At 57.4% G+C, this 16098-nt stretch carries 13 protein-coding genes and 1 pseudogene; 9 read left to right on the forward strand and 5 right to left on the reverse strand.

All coding sequences use genetic code 11. From position 1 onward, the window contains the following. Positions 1-25: 25 nt before the first annotated feature. The 5 genes and pseudogenes from J2X72_RS04875 to J2X72_RS04895 form a co-directional block, all read right to left on the reverse strand. Positions 26-474, reverse strand: a pseudogene (locus tag J2X72_RS04875) (SRPBCC domain-containing protein). Further along, on the reverse strand, positions 471-794 hold the full coding sequence (locus J2X72_RS04880; RefSeq protein WP_310069001.1) for a metalloregulator ArsR/SmtB family transcription factor: 324 nt from the start codon (positions 792-794) through the stop codon (positions 471-473). Before J2X72_RS04880 ends, J2X72_RS04875 begins: the two are co-directional and overlap by 4 nt. Before the next feature lie 72 nt (positions 795-866). After that, complete coding sequence (locus J2X72_RS04885) at positions 867-1628, reverse strand: RES family NAD+ phosphorylase (protein WP_310069004.1); 762 nt, start codon at positions 1626-1628, stop codon at positions 867-869. Continuing rightward, complete coding sequence (locus J2X72_RS04890) at positions 1588-1974, reverse strand: MbcA/ParS/Xre antitoxin family protein (RefSeq protein ID WP_310069007.1); 387 nt, start codon at positions 1972-1974, stop codon at positions 1588-1590. The genes J2X72_RS04885 and J2X72_RS04890 overlap by 41 nt, the downstream gene beginning before the upstream one ends. Positions 1975-2187: 213 nt before the next feature. Beyond that, positions 2188-3567: a cytochrome P450 gene (locus J2X72_RS04895; RefSeq protein ID WP_310069010.1), complete on the reverse strand. Its 1380-nt coding sequence runs from the start codon at positions 3565-3567 to the stop codon at positions 2188-2190. 213 nt (positions 3568-3780) lie between these two features. On the opposite strand from J2X72_RS04895, the gene J2X72_RS04900 reads away from it, so the two are divergent. From J2X72_RS04900 to J2X72_RS04940, 9 genes are all read left to right on the forward strand, one after another. After that, positions 3781-5640 carry a S10 family serine carboxypeptidase-like protein gene (locus tag J2X72_RS04900; RefSeq protein ID WP_310069013.1) on the forward strand — a complete coding sequence of 620 codons (1860 nt, stop codon included), beginning with the start codon at positions 3781-3783 and terminating at the stop codon, positions 5638-5640. Beyond that, positions 5637-6059 carry a hypothetical protein gene (locus J2X72_RS04905; protein ID WP_310069016.1) on the forward strand — a complete coding sequence of 141 codons (423 nt, stop codon included), beginning with the start codon at positions 5637-5639 and terminating at the stop codon, positions 6057-6059. Before J2X72_RS04900 ends, J2X72_RS04905 begins: the two co-directional genes overlap by 4 nt. A 311-nt stretch (positions 6060-6370) precedes the next feature. Beyond that, complete coding sequence (gene gyrB / locus J2X72_RS04910; RefSeq protein WP_209998325.1) at positions 6371-8812, forward strand: DNA topoisomerase (ATP-hydrolyzing) subunit B; 2442 nt, start codon at positions 6371-6373, stop codon at positions 8810-8812. A 704-nt stretch (positions 8813-9516) separates the two neighbouring features. Then, complete coding sequence (locus J2X72_RS04915) at positions 9517-10572, forward strand: dipeptidase (RefSeq protein ID WP_209998323.1); 1056 nt, start codon at positions 9517-9519, stop codon at positions 10570-10572. Between the two features lie 36 nt (positions 10573-10608). Further along, on the forward strand, positions 10609-12219 hold the full coding sequence (locus tag J2X72_RS04920; protein WP_209998322.1) for an ABC transporter substrate-binding protein: 1611 nt from the start codon (positions 10609-10611) through the stop codon (positions 12217-12219). 31 nt (positions 12220-12250) lie between these two features. Continuing rightward, positions 12251-13303: an ABC transporter permease gene (locus tag J2X72_RS04925; RefSeq protein ID WP_209999784.1), complete on the forward strand. Its 1053-nt coding sequence runs from the start codon at positions 12251-12253 to the stop codon at positions 13301-13303. A 130-nt stretch (positions 13304-13433) separates the two neighbouring features. Further along, positions 13434-14351, forward strand: coding sequence for a nickel transporter permease (gene nikC, locus J2X72_RS04930; RefSeq protein ID WP_209998321.1), 918 nt, complete (start codon positions 13434-13436; stop codon positions 14349-14351). Next, positions 14348-15181: an ABC transporter ATP-binding protein gene (locus J2X72_RS04935; protein ID WP_310069025.1), complete on the forward strand. Its 834-nt coding sequence runs from the start codon at positions 14348-14350 to the stop codon at positions 15179-15181. Before nikC ends, J2X72_RS04935 begins: the two co-directional genes overlap by 4 nt. After that, positions 15178-15954 (forward strand): ABC transporter ATP-binding protein, encoded by a 777-nt coding sequence (locus J2X72_RS04940; RefSeq protein ID WP_310069027.1) that lies wholly within the window; start codon positions 15178-15180, stop codon positions 15952-15954. Before J2X72_RS04935 ends, J2X72_RS04940 begins: the two co-directional genes overlap by 4 nt. Positions 15955-16098 lie beyond the last annotated feature (144 nt).

Consider the following 16098-nt stretch of genomic DNA (forward strand, 5'->3'; position numbering starts at 1 on the left):
CCGCAGCTTTTTGCGCTGTTCGGTATCAGGCGAGTTTATCCACCACTTGCTCGAGCTGTCCGATGAATTTCTGCCAGCCATATTGTGCGCCGCGATAGTTGGCTTCTTCGTTTGGACCGAAGCCGGATTGCTCCATGCGCAGATATGTGCCGCCATTGACCGGGGTGAGCGTGAAGGTGACGATCGTTTTGACGCCGTTTGCGGCTTCATCGCCCGAGGCGTTCCAGCTATAGGAAAGGCGCTCCTGCGGTTCCACCGCCAGGACTTCGCAATCGGTGACGCCGTTCCAGTTCGGCATGGGCGGGCACGGAAGTTGAACCTGTGACCGACGACGGGCTGGAAGTCGTTGCTCATGAGCCAGTCAGCGATGAGAGCGCCTTGGGTGAGTGCGCGCCAGACCTTTTCCGGCGCGTGCGGCATTTCCCGTTCGACGACGAGGGAACGTGTGGCTGTAGCTGTGGCATGTTCAGTCATTGGTCCATCCTGTTTAGCAAATCTTCGAGACGATCGAACCGCTCCCGCCAGAATGCGCCGTAGAGGCCCATCCAGTCGATCAGCGGCGCGAGCCCTTTTGGTTCCGCGCTATAGTGGGTCTGGCGCCCGTCGGGCCTGTCCCGCACCAGGCCGGCAAGCTTGAGCACACTCAGATGTTTGGATACGGCGGGCTGGGAGATGCCAGAATATTCGGTCAACACCCGCACGTTTTGCTCGCCCTGCCGCATCAGATGTTCGAAAATCGCGCGGCGTGTCGGATCGGCGAGAGTGCGGAAAATACTGTCGGCTGTTGCGTCCATAATTGATAACCCGTGAGCTATGAATTAATCCATAGCTATGCAGTTATGAATCTGTCAAGCCGAAAAATGAAATTATGATTTGGCTTTTTCTGCCAGTCGCGGATCGTTGGCAAAGATCTGCCGGCTCAACCCAAGCCTGACTTGAGGCTGGTCGCAAATGGCGTTGACGCCGTGGCTGGAGAAATGCAGCCGCCATGTGGTCATGCGCGTCGGGTTCGGCATGGCAAAGCAGTGACATGAAAGCAGCGCAAGATTGATCCCGCCAAGTGGATCGCGGACGGATTGATAGCGGATCAGGCCGATGCCCGCCTGATGCGCTTTGTCGGCAAGATCGAGGCAAGCGGAGTAATCAGTCAGATGCGTCCACCGCGGGGCCTCCGCGATGAAGGGCGCTGCAGTCAGATCGATTGCGCTGGTGGTGGCATAGCGCGCTTCGAAGGCGGTGAACTCCAGTGCATTGCGCGGCCAAGGTGTGGCGGGACTTTCGGCAAAGAACAGCAGTCTGTAGAAGGCGGTTTCCGCGACGGCGGTTTCGACCTTCTCGCTGGCATAAAAGACCCCGGGTGAATAACCTTCGCGCCGAAAGCGCGAGTTGCCGGGATAGCGGCCATAGCGAAACGGCGTCGCCAACAGGTAATCGAGATGTACGCACCCTGGCGGGAGCGGGGGCTTGGTGGCCTCAAGCTCGTCTTCAAGCAGTGCCTGCTCGTCGAGCGTGTCGACCAGCTTCATGGTGGAAACGCGGTGCTGGGCTTCGACCAGACGCCAGCATGCGCCATGCAGCGATCGCGATTCAGATCGGAGCGCGTCGGGCGTCCAGATAGGCGAGGACATGGGCGAGACCGTCAATGGTTTTGATCCGGTTGAGCGGCTTGCCGCCGAGCATGGTATTGTCTGTTCGCATCCACTGCCGCGCTACGCTATCGTCGCCGCCAACAATGGCATCGAGCGAGCGGTAGAGTCGGATGAACAGGAGCGCGAGTTCATAGCTCTTGCCGGTGAGCGGGCCGCTGCCATCTTCGCTGCGCTTGAGCCGGGAAATGCTGGGTTCGGACAGACCGACGACGGTTGACAGCTCTCTTGCGGTCAGGCCGAGCAATTCAGCGGAACGCAGCAGCGCCTTGGACACAACGGCTGTCTTGCTTGGGGTGTCGATAATGGGTTGCGCGGTGGTTCGCATGGAGGGTCCTTTCACTGGAAATAAATATACATTAAATTTCTGGTGAAATCAAGTTCTCGGTTGCATATCTATGGTGCGTGGTTCGACGGGCTCACCATGAGGAAAGTCGTGTCATTGCAAAAACGTGCGGCAAACGTTGAAAGCAACACTCCCTGCAGTCAAAAATCTTCCTCATGGTGAGCCCCGTCGAACCACGCACTCCGTTTCTGCAGGTCATCGTCTTGCAGTCACGCTCATCGGCAATCCACCGTCCGGTTGTGTCGTCAGCTTCTGCACGGGCCATGGCTTTATATCCTCTGCGATATCGAAGCGATAGCGATGGAGCAGGGTCGCCAAAGCGATGATCGCCTCCTGCAGGGCAAAGCTTGCGCCGATGCAGACACGCGGCCCGGCACCGAATGGCAGATATTGGAACCGATCAATCCTGTCGCGATTTTCCGGATGGAAACGCGATGGCATGAACGCCTCGGGGTTCTCCCAGTAGAGCCGGTGCCGGTGCACGGTCCAGGGCATGACAAGGACGGCTGCACCCTTCGGAAGCACCAGGTCCTTGTATTGGTCATCCTCGATCGGTTCGCGGTTGATCGACGGCGCGGGCGGATACAGCCGCATGGCCTCCTCGAATGCCGAGCGGGTGAAGGGCAGGACGTCCAGCCATTGATGCGGTGGGGGGACCTCGCGCTGATCCATGAAGGCATCGATCTCCTGCTCGATCAGATCGCGTTCCCAAGGCGCCTTTGCCAGGAGATACAGCGTCCACCCGAGTGCCCGAGCCGTGGTTTCATGGCCGGCGCCGATGAAGGTGATGATGTTGTCTTCGATCTCGGCGCGCGAAAGCCCCTGCGGACCCTCGGCTTTCAGCAGTAGCGTCAGGAAATCGTTCGGGACCTTGTCACCTTCCCTTGCCATTCGGGCTTTGCGCATCTCCATCGTATTAGCGACGATCTGCCGGAAGAAGGCGAGCGCGCGGCGTCCACGGATCTGGGTGAAACGCGGCAACCAGGCTGGTGCCCCGAGAAGGTCAAGAGGATCAACACGGCCCATGGTTTCGAACAACCGGTCGACCTCGTGGGAAAACTGATCCGGATCACCGGCGATTTCTCCGGAAAACAAAGTGTCCGCAAGAATGTCATAGGTCAGCATGGTCATGTCACGCGACACATCGGTCGTGCCGGTAAAACCGTCGTAACGATTGGCGAAAACATCGGTTGTCCGCTTCATGCTTTCCGCGAAACCATCGATGTGGCGCGGCGTGAAAACCGGCGCCATCGCCTTGCGCGAACGCCGCCAGACATCGCCTTCCGCTGTCAGCAGCCCATCACGCAGGATGGGGCGCAGGATGCGCTGGCGTACCGCCGCCATCTTGTAATTCTTCGCATTGTCGACGAGCACATGACGGATCAGTCCCGGATCATTGGCGATGATCGTGTGGGCGAATGACCAGTCGATGGAAACCCATGGTTCATTGTAAGAAGGCTCGCCCCACAATTCGAGCGGGTTGCGGTAAATGGTGCGGATAAGCTGCAACGTGCCAACCGGACCGGTACGGGGTACTGGCGCCGGCGGGACAAAAGCGGTCGGTATCGTATCCATTCATCACCTCCGCCATGGATGTGGGGACAAGCGGGCAAAAAGTCTACCAATTGACCGGAATTGGCGGCTCCTTACCCTACTAATTGCTACATTGACGCAAAGAGGCAGATGCGTTCTGGTCCAGCCTGAATAGGTTCGGCAGTCTATTTTACGCATCATTCTTTTAAGAACATACCAGAAACATATTTAGATCGATATTGTGAGGCTTTCACCATGCATTTTCGCCTGTGCTGGCTTTTTCTAGCGCTGTTTCTGGCATCTTGCAGCGGGAGTTCGGACTCCGGGGACGAGGATGCCGGTACGTTCCCGCTTCCGGGTCCAAACCGGACAACGACCATATCCGGTGGCAATGGGGGTCCTCCATGGGGGGACTCGCAAAGCACCGAGTTCAAATATGGGCCTGATGATGCCATTGCTATTTCGGCCAATTACGAGACAAGAACCAGCAGGGCGCAGACGATCAATTTGAAGGGTAATGTCATCGCCTTTACGGCGACGGCTGGACATCTCAAGGCATCTGCCGACGGATGGGGGAGATTTTCTACGGGCCAGGCTCCTGGTGGCGGTACCATACTCCCTTCGCGGCACCCTTACGGTGCGGCTGCGATTTTTTATACAGCCTATACGCGTGATGACCTGCCCAAAAGCAAGCGGCCAGTCACATTCGTTTTCAATGGAGGGCCGGGTGGTGCTTCGGCAGACCTCGATCTTGATTTCCTCGGTCCCAAGGGCCTCAAGCTCCCGCTCCCCGCAAGCGGACCATTGCAGCTGATTGACAATCCCGACACATTGCTCGACAAAACCGATCTCGTGTTTGTCGACCCGGTCGGTACCGGTTATTCTGCAGCCGTATTTCCCGCAACGAACAGTTGGTTTTGGGGTGTGGAACGGGACGCTCAAATCCTGAGCGACTTTGTTACCCGATATATTAACGTCAACAACCGGCAGCTATCACCGAAGTATATCTACGGCGTTTCCTATGGTGGCATTCGTGTCCCCATCATGGGCGAGTTGCTGCTTGAAAGCAAAGCCGACAAATATGCGGTCGATAAGGAGTCCCCAAATATTCTCAATGGGTTGATTCTAAACTCGCCCCTATTAGACCTGACTACGGACTGTTTGAGTTATTATAGTGCTCCTTGCGGAGGCGTCTTGCCGACTTACGCAATGGTTGCGAGTTATCACAAGAAGTCCACGGAACGAAACGGCAGGGCCGCAGACGCGTATGTGGACGATGTTCGTGACTTTGCGGTCAAATTCAACCAGCGTGCTGGCGCCGAATTCAAAGGCATGCTGAGGAAAGAACCGGACAGGACCGGATGGGATGCCTATCTTCAGACACAAGACGGGACAGATTTTGTCAACCAGCTCTATAAATACACAGGAATAGGCCAGCTTTTTAAGCCAGGCGACGGTGCGGCCGGCAATCCCTGGGTCGAGAATCCCAACATGGATCCTGTGAGGTTTACCCAGCTGTTTGATCCCAAGTTCAAGCTTCAGCTTACGGACGGCAGAGTGGCCATCCCTGTTGAAAAGGTTGATCCGTCATTGGATCGCACAAGTTATGCCTATGATTATATCAAGGCCTATCAGAAACAGTTCATTGGCTACGATCAGGTTTCGCCCTATCTGGGGGTCAATGGAGAAATTATCGATCGTTGGGACTATACTGCGGACCATGGGCTGCCGGCTCCTTACAATGGAGACCGCACCCAAACCAGTGTCAACGACCTGGCGTATAGTCTGACACTCAATCCGGCGCTCAAGGTTCTTATCGAACATGGTTATTATGACCTCAACACACCGTTTCATCAAAATGAGATCAATATCGCCAATGCGCATTTGTCCGCGCGCATACCGGTAAAACTCTATGAGGGCGGTCATGGCGTAGCCCCTTCGTCCACCGATGACGAAGACCGCGTTCTTATGGACCTTAAGGATTTCTATGACCGGCCGCCTGGGGTGGCATCAACTGTCGCGAGCAATGTGAATTTGAGGATGGGTGATTTGCATGGCCAGAATCAGGTTGCCGACGATCGCAGGGCGGCTGGTATCAAGGGAGGAATGCAATGAGCAAACGGTTGTTTCTTGTATTGGCCGGATGTCTTGCGGCGGGATCGCCAATATCGACTGCAGGTGCAGATGACACGATCGTTCTGCGCCAGCCGCCTGAGCACATGATAGTGCGCATGCCACATCGCCGCGATGGCCCTGCGAAAAAGGTGCCGGCGCCAATCTCGCCCCAGTCCGTGCAGGATGCAGTCGATGCACGGATCAGGTCGATGTTCGACCGGGCGGTTGACCCCTCGACAGGTCGTGTAACAATCGCGTCGGCGGGCAAGGCGGGTGTTGGATATTTCATTGGCCAATTCCATGAAATGGACCGTGACGATGATGGCAGTCTGACTTTCGGCGAGGTGGAAGGTTTCCTCGATGCGCAATCGCCCATTGCAAAGCCGGCCGCCGAGGGCAGCGTGCAGGTCATCGAATGATTTGAGTCCGTGCGGGAATTGCCGGCTGCCCGTGCGCCTTAGGGGAACTGCCGGGCGGTAGGGGATACCGTTTGCCGCGAAATGAGACACACGCCAGGAAGTGCCAGTCTGCTTTCATGCGGTGTGGCCTGAAGGCACGTCGCGCCGCCCTGGGCAAAATCCCGCCATCATCCGTGGATATCAAGCCCTCCAGAATTGGAAAAACCTGCATTAATCACTATATCTAATGCGGTAATGGGGCCATGATTCGCCCAAGCTATGCTATAAGGACGGGCGCGCCAGTTCAGGCGTCAGGAAAGATTGAATTTTATATGAGTGATACACCCGAGATGACAGTCGAATCCTCACCGGAATACGGTGCGGAGTCCATCAAAGTCCTCAAGGGGTTGGATGCTGTACGCAAACGCCCTGGAATGTATATCGGTGATACGGATGACGGATCCGGCCTTCACCACATGGTCTACGAAGTCGTCGACAATGCGATAGACGAAGCCCTCGCGGGCCACGCGACGCGTGTCACCGTCACATTGAATCCGGACGGTTCCTGCACGGTGACCGACAACGGCCGCGGCATCCCGACCGATATGCACTCGGAAGGTGTCTCGGCGGCCGAAGTCATCATGACCCAGCTGCACGCCGGCGGTAAGTTCGACCAGAACTCCTACAAGGTTTCCGGTGGTCTGCATGGCGTTGGCGTTTCCGTCGTCAATGCGCTGTCTGTCTGGCTGAGACTGAAGATTCGCCGCCAGGGCAAAATCTACGAGATGAGCTTCACCCATGGCGTCGCCGATGCGCCATTGAAGGAGACGGGCGATTCCGATGGGTTGACCGGAACGGAAGTTTCGTTTCTGCCGTCGACCGACACATTCACCATGGTGGAGTTCGATTTCAAGACACTCGAACACCGGCTGCGCGAACTCGCTTTCCTGAATTCGGGTGTGCGTATCCTGCTCTCCGATCGCCGCCATGCCGATCCTGTCGATCTCGAACTTTTCTATGAGGGTGGACTGACAGCCTACGTCAAGTATCTCGACCGCGCCAAGAAAGAGCTGATCAGCGAGCCGATCTATATTCGCGGCGAGCGTGACGACACGGTGGTTGAAGTCGCTATGTGGTGGAATGACAGCTATCACGAGAATGTTCTCTGCTTCACCAACAATATTCCGCAGCGCGATGGCGGCACACACCTTGCCGGTTTTCGCGGTGCTCTGACCCGTCAGATGACCGGCTATGCGGAAAACACCGGCCAGGCCAAGAAGGCCAAGGTGACGCTCACTGGCGATGATTGCCGTGAGGGTTTGACTGCAGTTCTTTCCGTCAAGGTTCCAGACCCGAAGTTTTCCTCGCAGACCAAGGACAAACTTGTTTCGTCGGAAGTGCGCGCAGTGGTTGAGGGCCTCGTCAACGAGGCGCTTTCGACTTGGCTCGAAGAACATCCGGCCGAGGGCAAGGTGCTCGTCGAAAAGGTCATTCAGGCTGCGTCCGCTCGCGAGGCTGCTCGTAAAGCCCGCGACATCACCCGCAAGAATTCGCTGAGCATCAGCTCGCTGCCGGGCAAGCTTGCCGATTGCCAGGAAAAAGATCCGGCCAAGTCGGAAATCTTCATCGTCGAGGGTGACAGCGCCGGTGGCTCCGCCAAGGGCGGGCGTTCGCGCCAGAACCAGGCGATCCTGCCGCTGCGTGGCAAGATTCTCAATGTCGAACGCGTCAAGCTTGACCGCATGTTGTCATCCGACCAGATCGGGACGCTGATCCTGGCACTCGGCACCAGTATCGGCAAGGACGAGTTCAATCCTGACAAGCTGCGTTATCACAAGATCATCATCATGACCGATGCTGACGTGGATGGCGCGCATATTCGTACATTGCTCTTGACGTTCTTCTTCCGCCAGATGCCTGAGCTGATCGAGCGCGGTCATATCTATATTGCGCAGCCGCCGCTCTATAAGGTTTCGCGCGGGAAATCCTCCCAGTACATCAAGAACGAAGTCGCCTATGAGGAATTTCTGATCGATTCCGGGCTGGAAGAGGCTGCGCTGGAGCTGGACTCCGGCGAGGTTCGCACGGGTCCCGACCTGCGCTCCGTCATCACCGATGCATTGGCTGTTCGTCATCTGCTGCAGGGTTTGAACACCCGTTATGATCGCGCGGTCGTTGAACAGGCGACGATTGCCGGTGCGCTCAACCCGGAAGTCATTTCCGACACGGCGAGAGCCCAAGCGCTCGTGAACGAGGTTGCCGGGCGTCTTGATCTAATCGCAGAGGAAACCGAAAAGGGCTGGAGCGGCCGTCTGGCGACGCCAGACGACGGCGTCGACGGTTACGTCTTCGAGCGTTCGCTGCGCGGCGTCAAGGAAACTGTCACGCTCGATATGGCGCTGATCGGTTCGGCCGATGCGCGCCAGCTCGACCGCTATTCGGCGCGTCTGCATGACATCTATTCCAAGCCGCCGGTTCTGCGGCGCAAGGAGAAATCGGACTCCGTTGCAGGACCGATTGCCCTGCTGGAGGCTGTGTTTGCCGCCGGGCGCAAGGGTCTCTCCTTGCAGCGTTACAAGGGCCTCGGCGAGATGAATGCAGACCAGCTCTGGGAAACGACGCTGGATCCCAATGCGCGCTCACTGCTGCAGGTGAAGGTGAATGATGCCACCGACGCCGACAGTCTGTTCTCAAGATTGATGGGCGACGATGTCGAGCCCCGCCGTGATTTCATTCAGGATAACGCACTGAGCGTGGCTAATCTTGATGTCTAGAGCCTTTCATAGTTAGCTGGAAGCAGTTCTGTTTCCCGGATGGCGAGACAAACCACGCGGAACGTGGCGAGGTCGATGTCGTTCCATCGTCCGACGCCGCCTGACAAAGTGGTCGGCCGCCAGCCGGAAACCCGTCCGTTGGTTTGCTTTGCAAACCAACAAGCTTTCAAACCCCGCTGGTCGAATTACCCGCATTTCGAGCGAAATGCGGTTCGACCAGTGGGCCGGGTGAATTTGACCCAAATCCTTCGGCTTCGGCATCGCCCGATGGAAAGGCATCGCCCTCGCCAAATCCCTCGACCTTGAACCAATTTCCCTCCGGCAGAACGTTTCCATCCAGCTATGGAAGGCTCTAAGTGACATCGTAAGTTTGAGACGGCCTCGAGAGATTCTTGCCTATCTTTCCCAAGGAGAGATGAGGTCCAGGCCGGTTGTGCTGAAATCGGCACATTCCGGGCGGCCAAACGGCCGCCATTCACCCGGACAATGGCTTCGATGCAGGCCCACGACGATCTGTAAGTTGCGCCAGTTGGGCGTCGGCCTCGGCAAGCGCCTTTTTATTATACTTTTGTACAACAACTCTCTTGCCTGTTCGCGGGCATCATGATCTTTTGTCGAAAAAGGGCGATGGGCGCCGACGGGTAGACAGAAGATTACCCGGCGAACATGGGACCTTTTTCAAGTCAATCTGATCGGGAATTGAAATGCAGCCTGTCTTCGATGGTCACAACGATGTGCTTTACCGGTTGTGGAAACATTCGAAAGACGGAGCAGATCCGGTTCAGGAGTTCATCGAAGGCACCACCTCCGGGCACATCGACAAGATCAGGGCGCTCAAAGGCGGGTTGTTTGGCGGGCTCTGCGCCATCTATGTTCCATCCGGTGATCTCGCTTTCAAGGCGCCAGACGCCAATGGCCATTATTCTACGCCGCTCGCCGCGCCGTTGGAGCGGGCCCCATCCCTCGACATTGCGCTGGAAATGGCCTCGATAGCGCTGAAGCTTCAGCGGTCCGGCGGTTGGAAATTGTGCCGCAGCACGGCCGAGATTACCGAGTGCATGGAAAGCGACATGTTCGCTGCGGTGCTCCATATGGAGGGCTGCGAGGCGATTGGCGCTGATCTTGCCGCGCTCGATGTGTTCTACGCCGCCGGCTTGCGTTCGCTCGGTCCTGTGTGGAGCCGCAACAATATCTTCGCCCATGGCGTGCCCTTCGCCTATCCGATGAGCCCGGATACGGGACCCGGACTCACCGCGGTCGGCGAAGAGCTGGTCAAGGCCTGCAATCGTCTCGGCATCCTCATCGATCTCGCGCATATCACCGAAAAGGGATTCTGGGATGTGGCGCGGATCAGCGATCAGCCGCTTGTCGCCAGTCACTCCAATGTACACGCGCTGACGCCTGTCGCGCGCAATCTGACGGACAAGCAGCTCGACGCCATACGAGACAGCCGGGGTCTCGTCGGGCTGAACTATGCGGTCGCCATGCTGCGCCCCGACGCGCGTGAGAACGCCGATACGCCGCTGACCGATATGGTCCGCCACATCGACTACATGGTCAACCGCATGGGTATCGATTGCGTAGCACTTGGCTCTGATTTCGACGGTGCTAAAATCCCCGGCGAGATAGCCGATGCGAGCGGCAATCAAAACCTTGTCGCGGCGTTGCGGGACGCTGGTTATGCCGGAGATGACCTGGCAAAAATATGCCGCGAAAACTGGCTGCGGGTCTTGCGGTCGGCGTGGCACGAAGAAAACTAAAAAAATCGAATTGCTCATAAACAGGGAACCAGAACAATGTTGATGAATCAGATAAACCCGAAATTCCGGCTTCTGCTCGGCAGCGCGGCGCTGTCCACGATGTTGCTTTCCGGCGTACCGGCCTGGGCCGAGACGCCAGCCGATACCCTGGTCGAAGCCTTCGCCATCGACGATGTGATAACGCTCGATCCCGCTGAAGCCTTCGAGCTCACCACCGGTGAGATCAACGGCAACACTTACGACAAACTGGTCCGGCTCGACATCAACGATCCTTCGAAGATCATTGCCGATGTCGCCGAAAGCTGGACGGTTTCCGACGATGGCCTGACCTATACTTTCAAATTGAAGCCGGGTCTGAAATTCGCGTCGGGCAATCCGGTAACGGCCGACGATGTCGCCTGGTCGTTCGAGCGTGCCGTCAAGCTCGACAAGAGCCCGGCGTTCATCCTGACCCAGTTTGGCCTGAAGCCCGACAATGTCACCGAAAAGGCCAAGGCAACCGATCCTTCGACCTTCGTGTTCACAGTTGATCAGCCCTACGCACCGAGCTTCGTCCTGAACTGCCTGACGGCGACAGTCGCCTCGGTTGTCGACAAGAAGCTGGTTTCCGAGCATGTGGTCAATGATGATTTCGGCTGGGCTTGGCTGAAGACCGCCTATGCCGGTTCGGGGCCGATGAAAATCCGCGACTGGCGGGCCAACGAAATCATCGTGCTTGAACGCAATGATAACTACTGGGGCACCAAGGCGCCTCTCATGCGGGTCATCTACCGGCACGTCAAGGAAAGCGCGGCGCAGCGTCTGCTGCTTGAGAAGGGCGATATCGACATTGCCCGCAATCTCGAGCCCAATGATCTGGAGCAGGTGGTCAAGAACAGCGACATCGCGACCACCAACGCGCCGAAAGGCACCGTCTATTACATCAGCCTTAACCAGAAAAACGCGGATCTTGCCAAGCCAGGCGTGAGCGAGGCGCTGAAGTATCTCGTCGACTACGACGCTATCGGCGAAAAGCTGATCAAGGGCATTGGTGAAATCCACCAGACATTTTTGCCAAAGGGCATGCTTGGCGAACTCGACGAGAATCCTTACAAGCTCGATGTCGCGAAGGCCAAACAACTGCTTGAGAAGGCAGGCCTGAAGGATGGTTTCACCGTTACCATGGACGTGCGCAACAATCAGCCGGTGACGGGCATTGCCGAATCCGTGCAGCAGACATTCGCGCAGGGCGGCGTCAAGATGGAGATCATTCCGGGCGATGGTAAGCAGACGCTGACCAAGTATCGGGCTCGAACCCATGACATGTATATCGGCCAGTGGGGCGTCGATTATTGGGATCCGAACTCGAACGCGGACACCTTCACCAACAACCCCAACAATTCCGACGAAGGCACAAATAAGACATTGGCGTGGCGCAACGCCTGGGATGTGCCGGACCTGACTAAGGAGACCAAGGCTGCGCTGCTTGAGCGAGATGGTGCCAAACGGGCAAAAATGTATCAGGAGCTGCAGAAAAAGGTTCTCGCAACCAGTCCCTTCATCATGATTTTCCAGCAGATCGAGGTCGCGGGCTATCGTTCTAACCTCAAGGGCTTCAAACTCGGACCGTCATTCGACACGAACTACGTTTTCAATATCTCGAAGTGATCCGGGGTTCGGACCGTTGACCAATCCCGACATGCAACTGGAGTCCAGGCGCTCGGGCGCCTGGGCTTCGAACTTCGCTTTGGCCGCCGGCAGATTCGTTCTGATCGGCATCATCACCTTTCTGGGGCTCATTGCCGTCACATTCTTTATCGGACGGGTCATTCCGATCGATCCGGCTCTGGCCATAGTTGGCGACCGGGCGCCTGCCCACGTGGTCGAACGGGTGCGAGAAGAACTCGGTCTTAATCTGCCGCTTTACCGGCAGTTCTTCATCTATATGCAAGGCGTGTTGGAAGGCAATTTCGGCAGTTCGGTTTTGACTACCAACCCGGTCATGCAGGACATAAGACGCGTCTTCCCCGCCACGATGGAGCTTGCCACTTTCGGCACGCTCATCGGGGCGGTTTTTGGGGTGCCGCTAGGCGTTCTTGCGGCGGTCAAACGCGGCAGCATTATCGATCAGATCGTTCGCGTCATCGGCCTCATCGGCTATTCCGTCCCGATCTTCTGGCTTGGAATGATCGGACTAGTCGTGTTCTACGCCAAGCTCGGCTGGACTTCCGGTCCAGGCCGCATCGATGTCGTCTATGAATATACTTTCACGCCGATCACGGGTTTCTACCTGCTCGATGCGGTTCTGCAGCAGAACTGGGAAGCGTTTCGCAACATTTTCAGCTTCATCATTCTGCCCGCCTCGCTGCTCGGCTACTTCTCACTGGCCTATATCAGCCGGATGACGCGATCATTCATGCTCAATGAACTGGAGCAGGAATATATCGTGGCGGCGCGAGCCAAGGGTCTTTCCGAAACGCGCATCATCTGGGGCCATGCCCTGCGCAATGCCGCGGTGCCGCTGGTAACCGTGATCGCGCTGTCCTATGCCGGGTTGCTCGAAGGTTCGGTGCTGACCGAGACGGTTTTCTCATGGCCGGGGCTCGGGCTCTACATCACCAATTCATTGCAGAACGCCGACATGAACGCAGTGCTGGGCGGCACAATCATCATTGGCACTGTCTTCGTCGCCATCAACCTTTTGTCCGATCTTTTGTATCGGGCGCTTGACCCACGGACGCGCGCACGATGAAAAATTTGCCAGAGCGGGTCGCCAACGTCAATTTTCTGTGCTCCGGTGCACACGTACCCAGACGTACTGCGTTCCGGTGCTATAAAATCCATGTTTTCGCCACCCTCTGCCCAATTGCATGGGTATTGAGATGACAGCACGTCCCCTTTCTCGCCGCGAATGGCTGATGAGTGACCGGCCGCAATCGCGCATGCAGGCACGACTGGGCCGGGCCTATCTGGTCTGGAGCCGCTTCGCCAGCAACAAGCTGGCGGTCGTTGGTCTCGGTATCATCATTGCGCTTCTGCTTGTCGCAGCTTTTGCAAATGTGCTTGCGCCGCATTCTCCGGTGGTCGGCGATTTGCGCAATGCGCGCCTGTTGCCGCCGGGAGGTGAATATCTGCTCGGCACCGACGACCAAGGCCGCGATATTCTTTCGCGGTTGATTTATGGCTCGCGGCTGACGCTCTATGTGGTCATCCTGGTTGCCATCATCGCAGCGCCTATCGGGCTTCTGGTTGGAACCATCGCGGGCTATGCCGGGGGCTGGACCGATTCAATCCTGATGCGCATCACCGATATCTTCCTGGCGTTTCCCAAGCTTATTCTTGCCTTGGCCTTTGTCGCCGCGCTCGGGCCCGGTATCGAGAACGCCGTCATCGCCATTGCGATCACCTCATGGCCGCCTTATGCGCGTATCGCGCGCGCCGAAACGCTGACCGTGCGCAACTCCGACTACATTGCCGCGGTGCGGTTGATGGGTGCGTCGCCGATCAGGATCGTGCTGCGTCACATCATGCCGCTGTGTCTCTCATCACTGATCGTGCGCGTAACGCTGGACATGGCGGGTATCATCCTGACTGCCGCCGGGCTTGGCTTTCTCGGCCTCGGTGCGCAGCCGCCCTTGCCGGAATGGGGTGCGATGATCGCATCAGGACGCCGCTTCATCATGGATCAGTGGTGGGTTGCGGCAGCGCCGGGCTTTGCCATCCTGATCGTCAGCCTCGGCTTCAATCTTCTAGGCGATGGCTTGCGCGATGCACTCGACCCGCGGGGCAGCACCCAATGAGCACGATGCTGACCGTAGAGGACCTTCGCGTGCAGTTTCCAACCCGCACCGGCACCATCGATGCGGTGCGCGGCGTTTCCTTCACGCTTGGCCGCGAGCGGCTCGGGATCGTCGGCGAGTCCGGTTCAGGCAAATCCCAGACCGGCCGCGCCATCATGGGGCTGACACCACCACATGCGAAGATCACTGCACAGAAGCTCAACTTCGACGGCATCGACCTGCTTGACGCGTCGGTGAAGCAGCGGCGGAGTCTTCGCGGCAACCGCATTGCCATGATCCTGCAGGATCCGAAATATTCGCTCAATCCTGTCATGAGTATCGGCCGCCAGATCGTCGAAACGCTCAGGACGCACGAGAAGGTCAGCAAAGCCGAGGCGCGCAAACGGGCGCTCGACATGCTTGCCGCCGTACAGATCCGTGATGCGGAGCGGGTCTACGATTTGCATCCGCATGAGGTTTCGGGCGGCATGGGGCAGCGCGCAATGATTGCCATGATGCTGATCACCGGGCCGGAATTGCTGATCGCCGATGAGCCAACCTCGGCGCTGGATGTTACCGTGCAACTCGACGTGCTGAGGATTCTCGACAATCTGGTGCGGGATCGCGGCATGGGGCTGATCTTCATTTCGCATGATCTGCGGCTCGTTTCATCGTTTTGCGACCGCGTCATCGTCATGTATGCGGGCCGGATCGTTGAGGAAATTGCCGCCACCGACTTGCACAATGCCAAGCATCCCTACACGCAAGGCCTGCTCAATTGCATGCCGCAGATCGGGGCCGACCGGCATCCGCTGCCAGTACTCGACCGCAAGCCGGAGTGGACCGCATGACACCAACCCGGTCCCAGGCATTGGTCATTGAAAAGCTTGAAGTGAAATTCGACCGCTTTCTCGCCCTGCGCGGCGTCAGCCTCGATGTGGCACCGGGCGAATCCTTCGGTCTCGTCGGGGAATCCGGTTCGGGAAAATCCACATTGCTGCGCGCTGTCGCAGGTCTCGCGCCGGTCAGCGCCGGAACGATTACCGTCAACGGCAAAACGCTGGGTTCGTCCCGCACCAAGACGTTCTACCGTGAAGTGCAGATGGTATTCCAGGACCCTTACGGCTCGCTGCACCCACGCCAGACCGTGGATCGGTTATTGTTGGAACCGCTGGTGATTCATGGTTTCGGTGATATCGAAAAGCGCATCTTGCGCGCACTCGATGAAGTGGGATTGGGATCGAGCTTCCGTTTCCGCTATTCCCACCAGCTATCGGGCGGTCAACGTCAGCGCGTCGCCATCGCCCGGGCGCTTATCCTCGAACCGTCGATCCTGCTGCTCGATGAGCCCACCTCGGCGCTCGATGCCTCGGTTCAGGCTGAGGTATTGAACTTGCTCGAGCAGATCAGGCGCGACCGCAAACTGACTTTCCTCATGGTAAGCCATGATCTGGCCGTGGTCACCCATATGTGCGACCGGCTGATGGTCATGCAGAATGGTGCCGAAGTGGAGCGGCTGACGGCATCAGAACTTGCCAAACGCAAGGTCACGCAGGACTACACACGCAATCTTCTCGTCGCGAGTCAAGGTTTCGTCCGGCCGGATATCCAGCCTGGGCTCTAACAATCTTCATTGGTTTTTTACCATTCCGACAATCATTTTACACAAATCGTGCTGCCCCAGCATGATCGTGAAAATGTGAACGAATTTCCTAAGCACGAATTTACGCCGCAGATTCAAAGGTCCATGTAACGACGGAGTGGGCCA

Origin of the sequence: Phyllobacterium sp. 1468 (assembly GCF_031455525.1) — a bacterium.
GTDB lineage: Bacteria > Pseudomonadota > Alphaproteobacteria > Rhizobiales > Rhizobiaceae > Phyllobacterium.

Excerpts from the sequence above, each read along its gene's own strand:
- gyrB (WP_209998325.1), top strand. The coding sequence starts at position 6,371 with ATGAGTGATACACCCGAGATGACAGTCGAATCCTCACCGGAATACGGT.
- J2X72_RS04935 (WP_310069025.1), top strand. The coding sequence starts at position 14,348 with ATGAGCACGATGCTGACCGTAGAGGACCTTCGCGTGCAGTTTCCAACC.
- J2X72_RS04905 (WP_310069016.1), top strand. The coding sequence starts at position 5,637 with ATGAGCAAACGGTTGTTTCTTGTATTGGCCGGATGTCTTGCGGCGGGA.
- J2X72_RS04885 (WP_310069004.1), bottom strand. The coding sequence starts at position 1,628 with ATGTCCTCGCCTATCTGGACGCCCGACGCGCTCCGATCTGAATCGCGA.
- J2X72_RS04940 (WP_310069027.1), top strand. The coding sequence starts at position 15,178 with ATGACACCAACCCGGTCCCAGGCATTGGTCATTGAAAAGCTTGAAGTG.
- J2X72_RS04920 (WP_209998322.1), top strand. The coding sequence starts at position 10,609 with ATGTTGATGAATCAGATAAACCCGAAATTCCGGCTTCTGCTCGGCAGC.
- J2X72_RS04925 (WP_209999784.1), top strand. The coding sequence starts at position 12,251 with ATGCAACTGGAGTCCAGGCGCTCGGGCGCCTGGGCTTCGAACTTCGCT.
- J2X72_RS04895 (WP_310069010.1), bottom strand. The coding sequence starts at position 3,567 with ATGGATACGATACCGACCGCTTTTGTCCCGCCGGCGCCAGTACCCCGT.
- J2X72_RS04890 (WP_310069007.1), bottom strand. The coding sequence starts at position 1,974 with ATGCGAACCACCGCGCAACCCATTATCGACACCCCAAGCAAGACAGCC.
- nikC (WP_209998321.1), top strand. The coding sequence starts at position 13,434 with ATGACAGCACGTCCCCTTTCTCGCCGCGAATGGCTGATGAGTGACCGG.
- J2X72_RS04915 (WP_209998323.1), top strand. The coding sequence starts at position 9,517 with ATGCAGCCTGTCTTCGATGGTCACAACGATGTGCTTTACCGGTTGTGG.
- J2X72_RS04880 (WP_310069001.1), bottom strand. The coding sequence starts at position 794 with ATGGACGCAACAGCCGACAGTATTTTCCGCACTCTCGCCGATCCGACA.
- J2X72_RS04900 (WP_310069013.1), top strand. The coding sequence starts at position 3,781 with ATGCATTTTCGCCTGTGCTGGCTTTTTCTAGCGCTGTTTCTGGCATCT.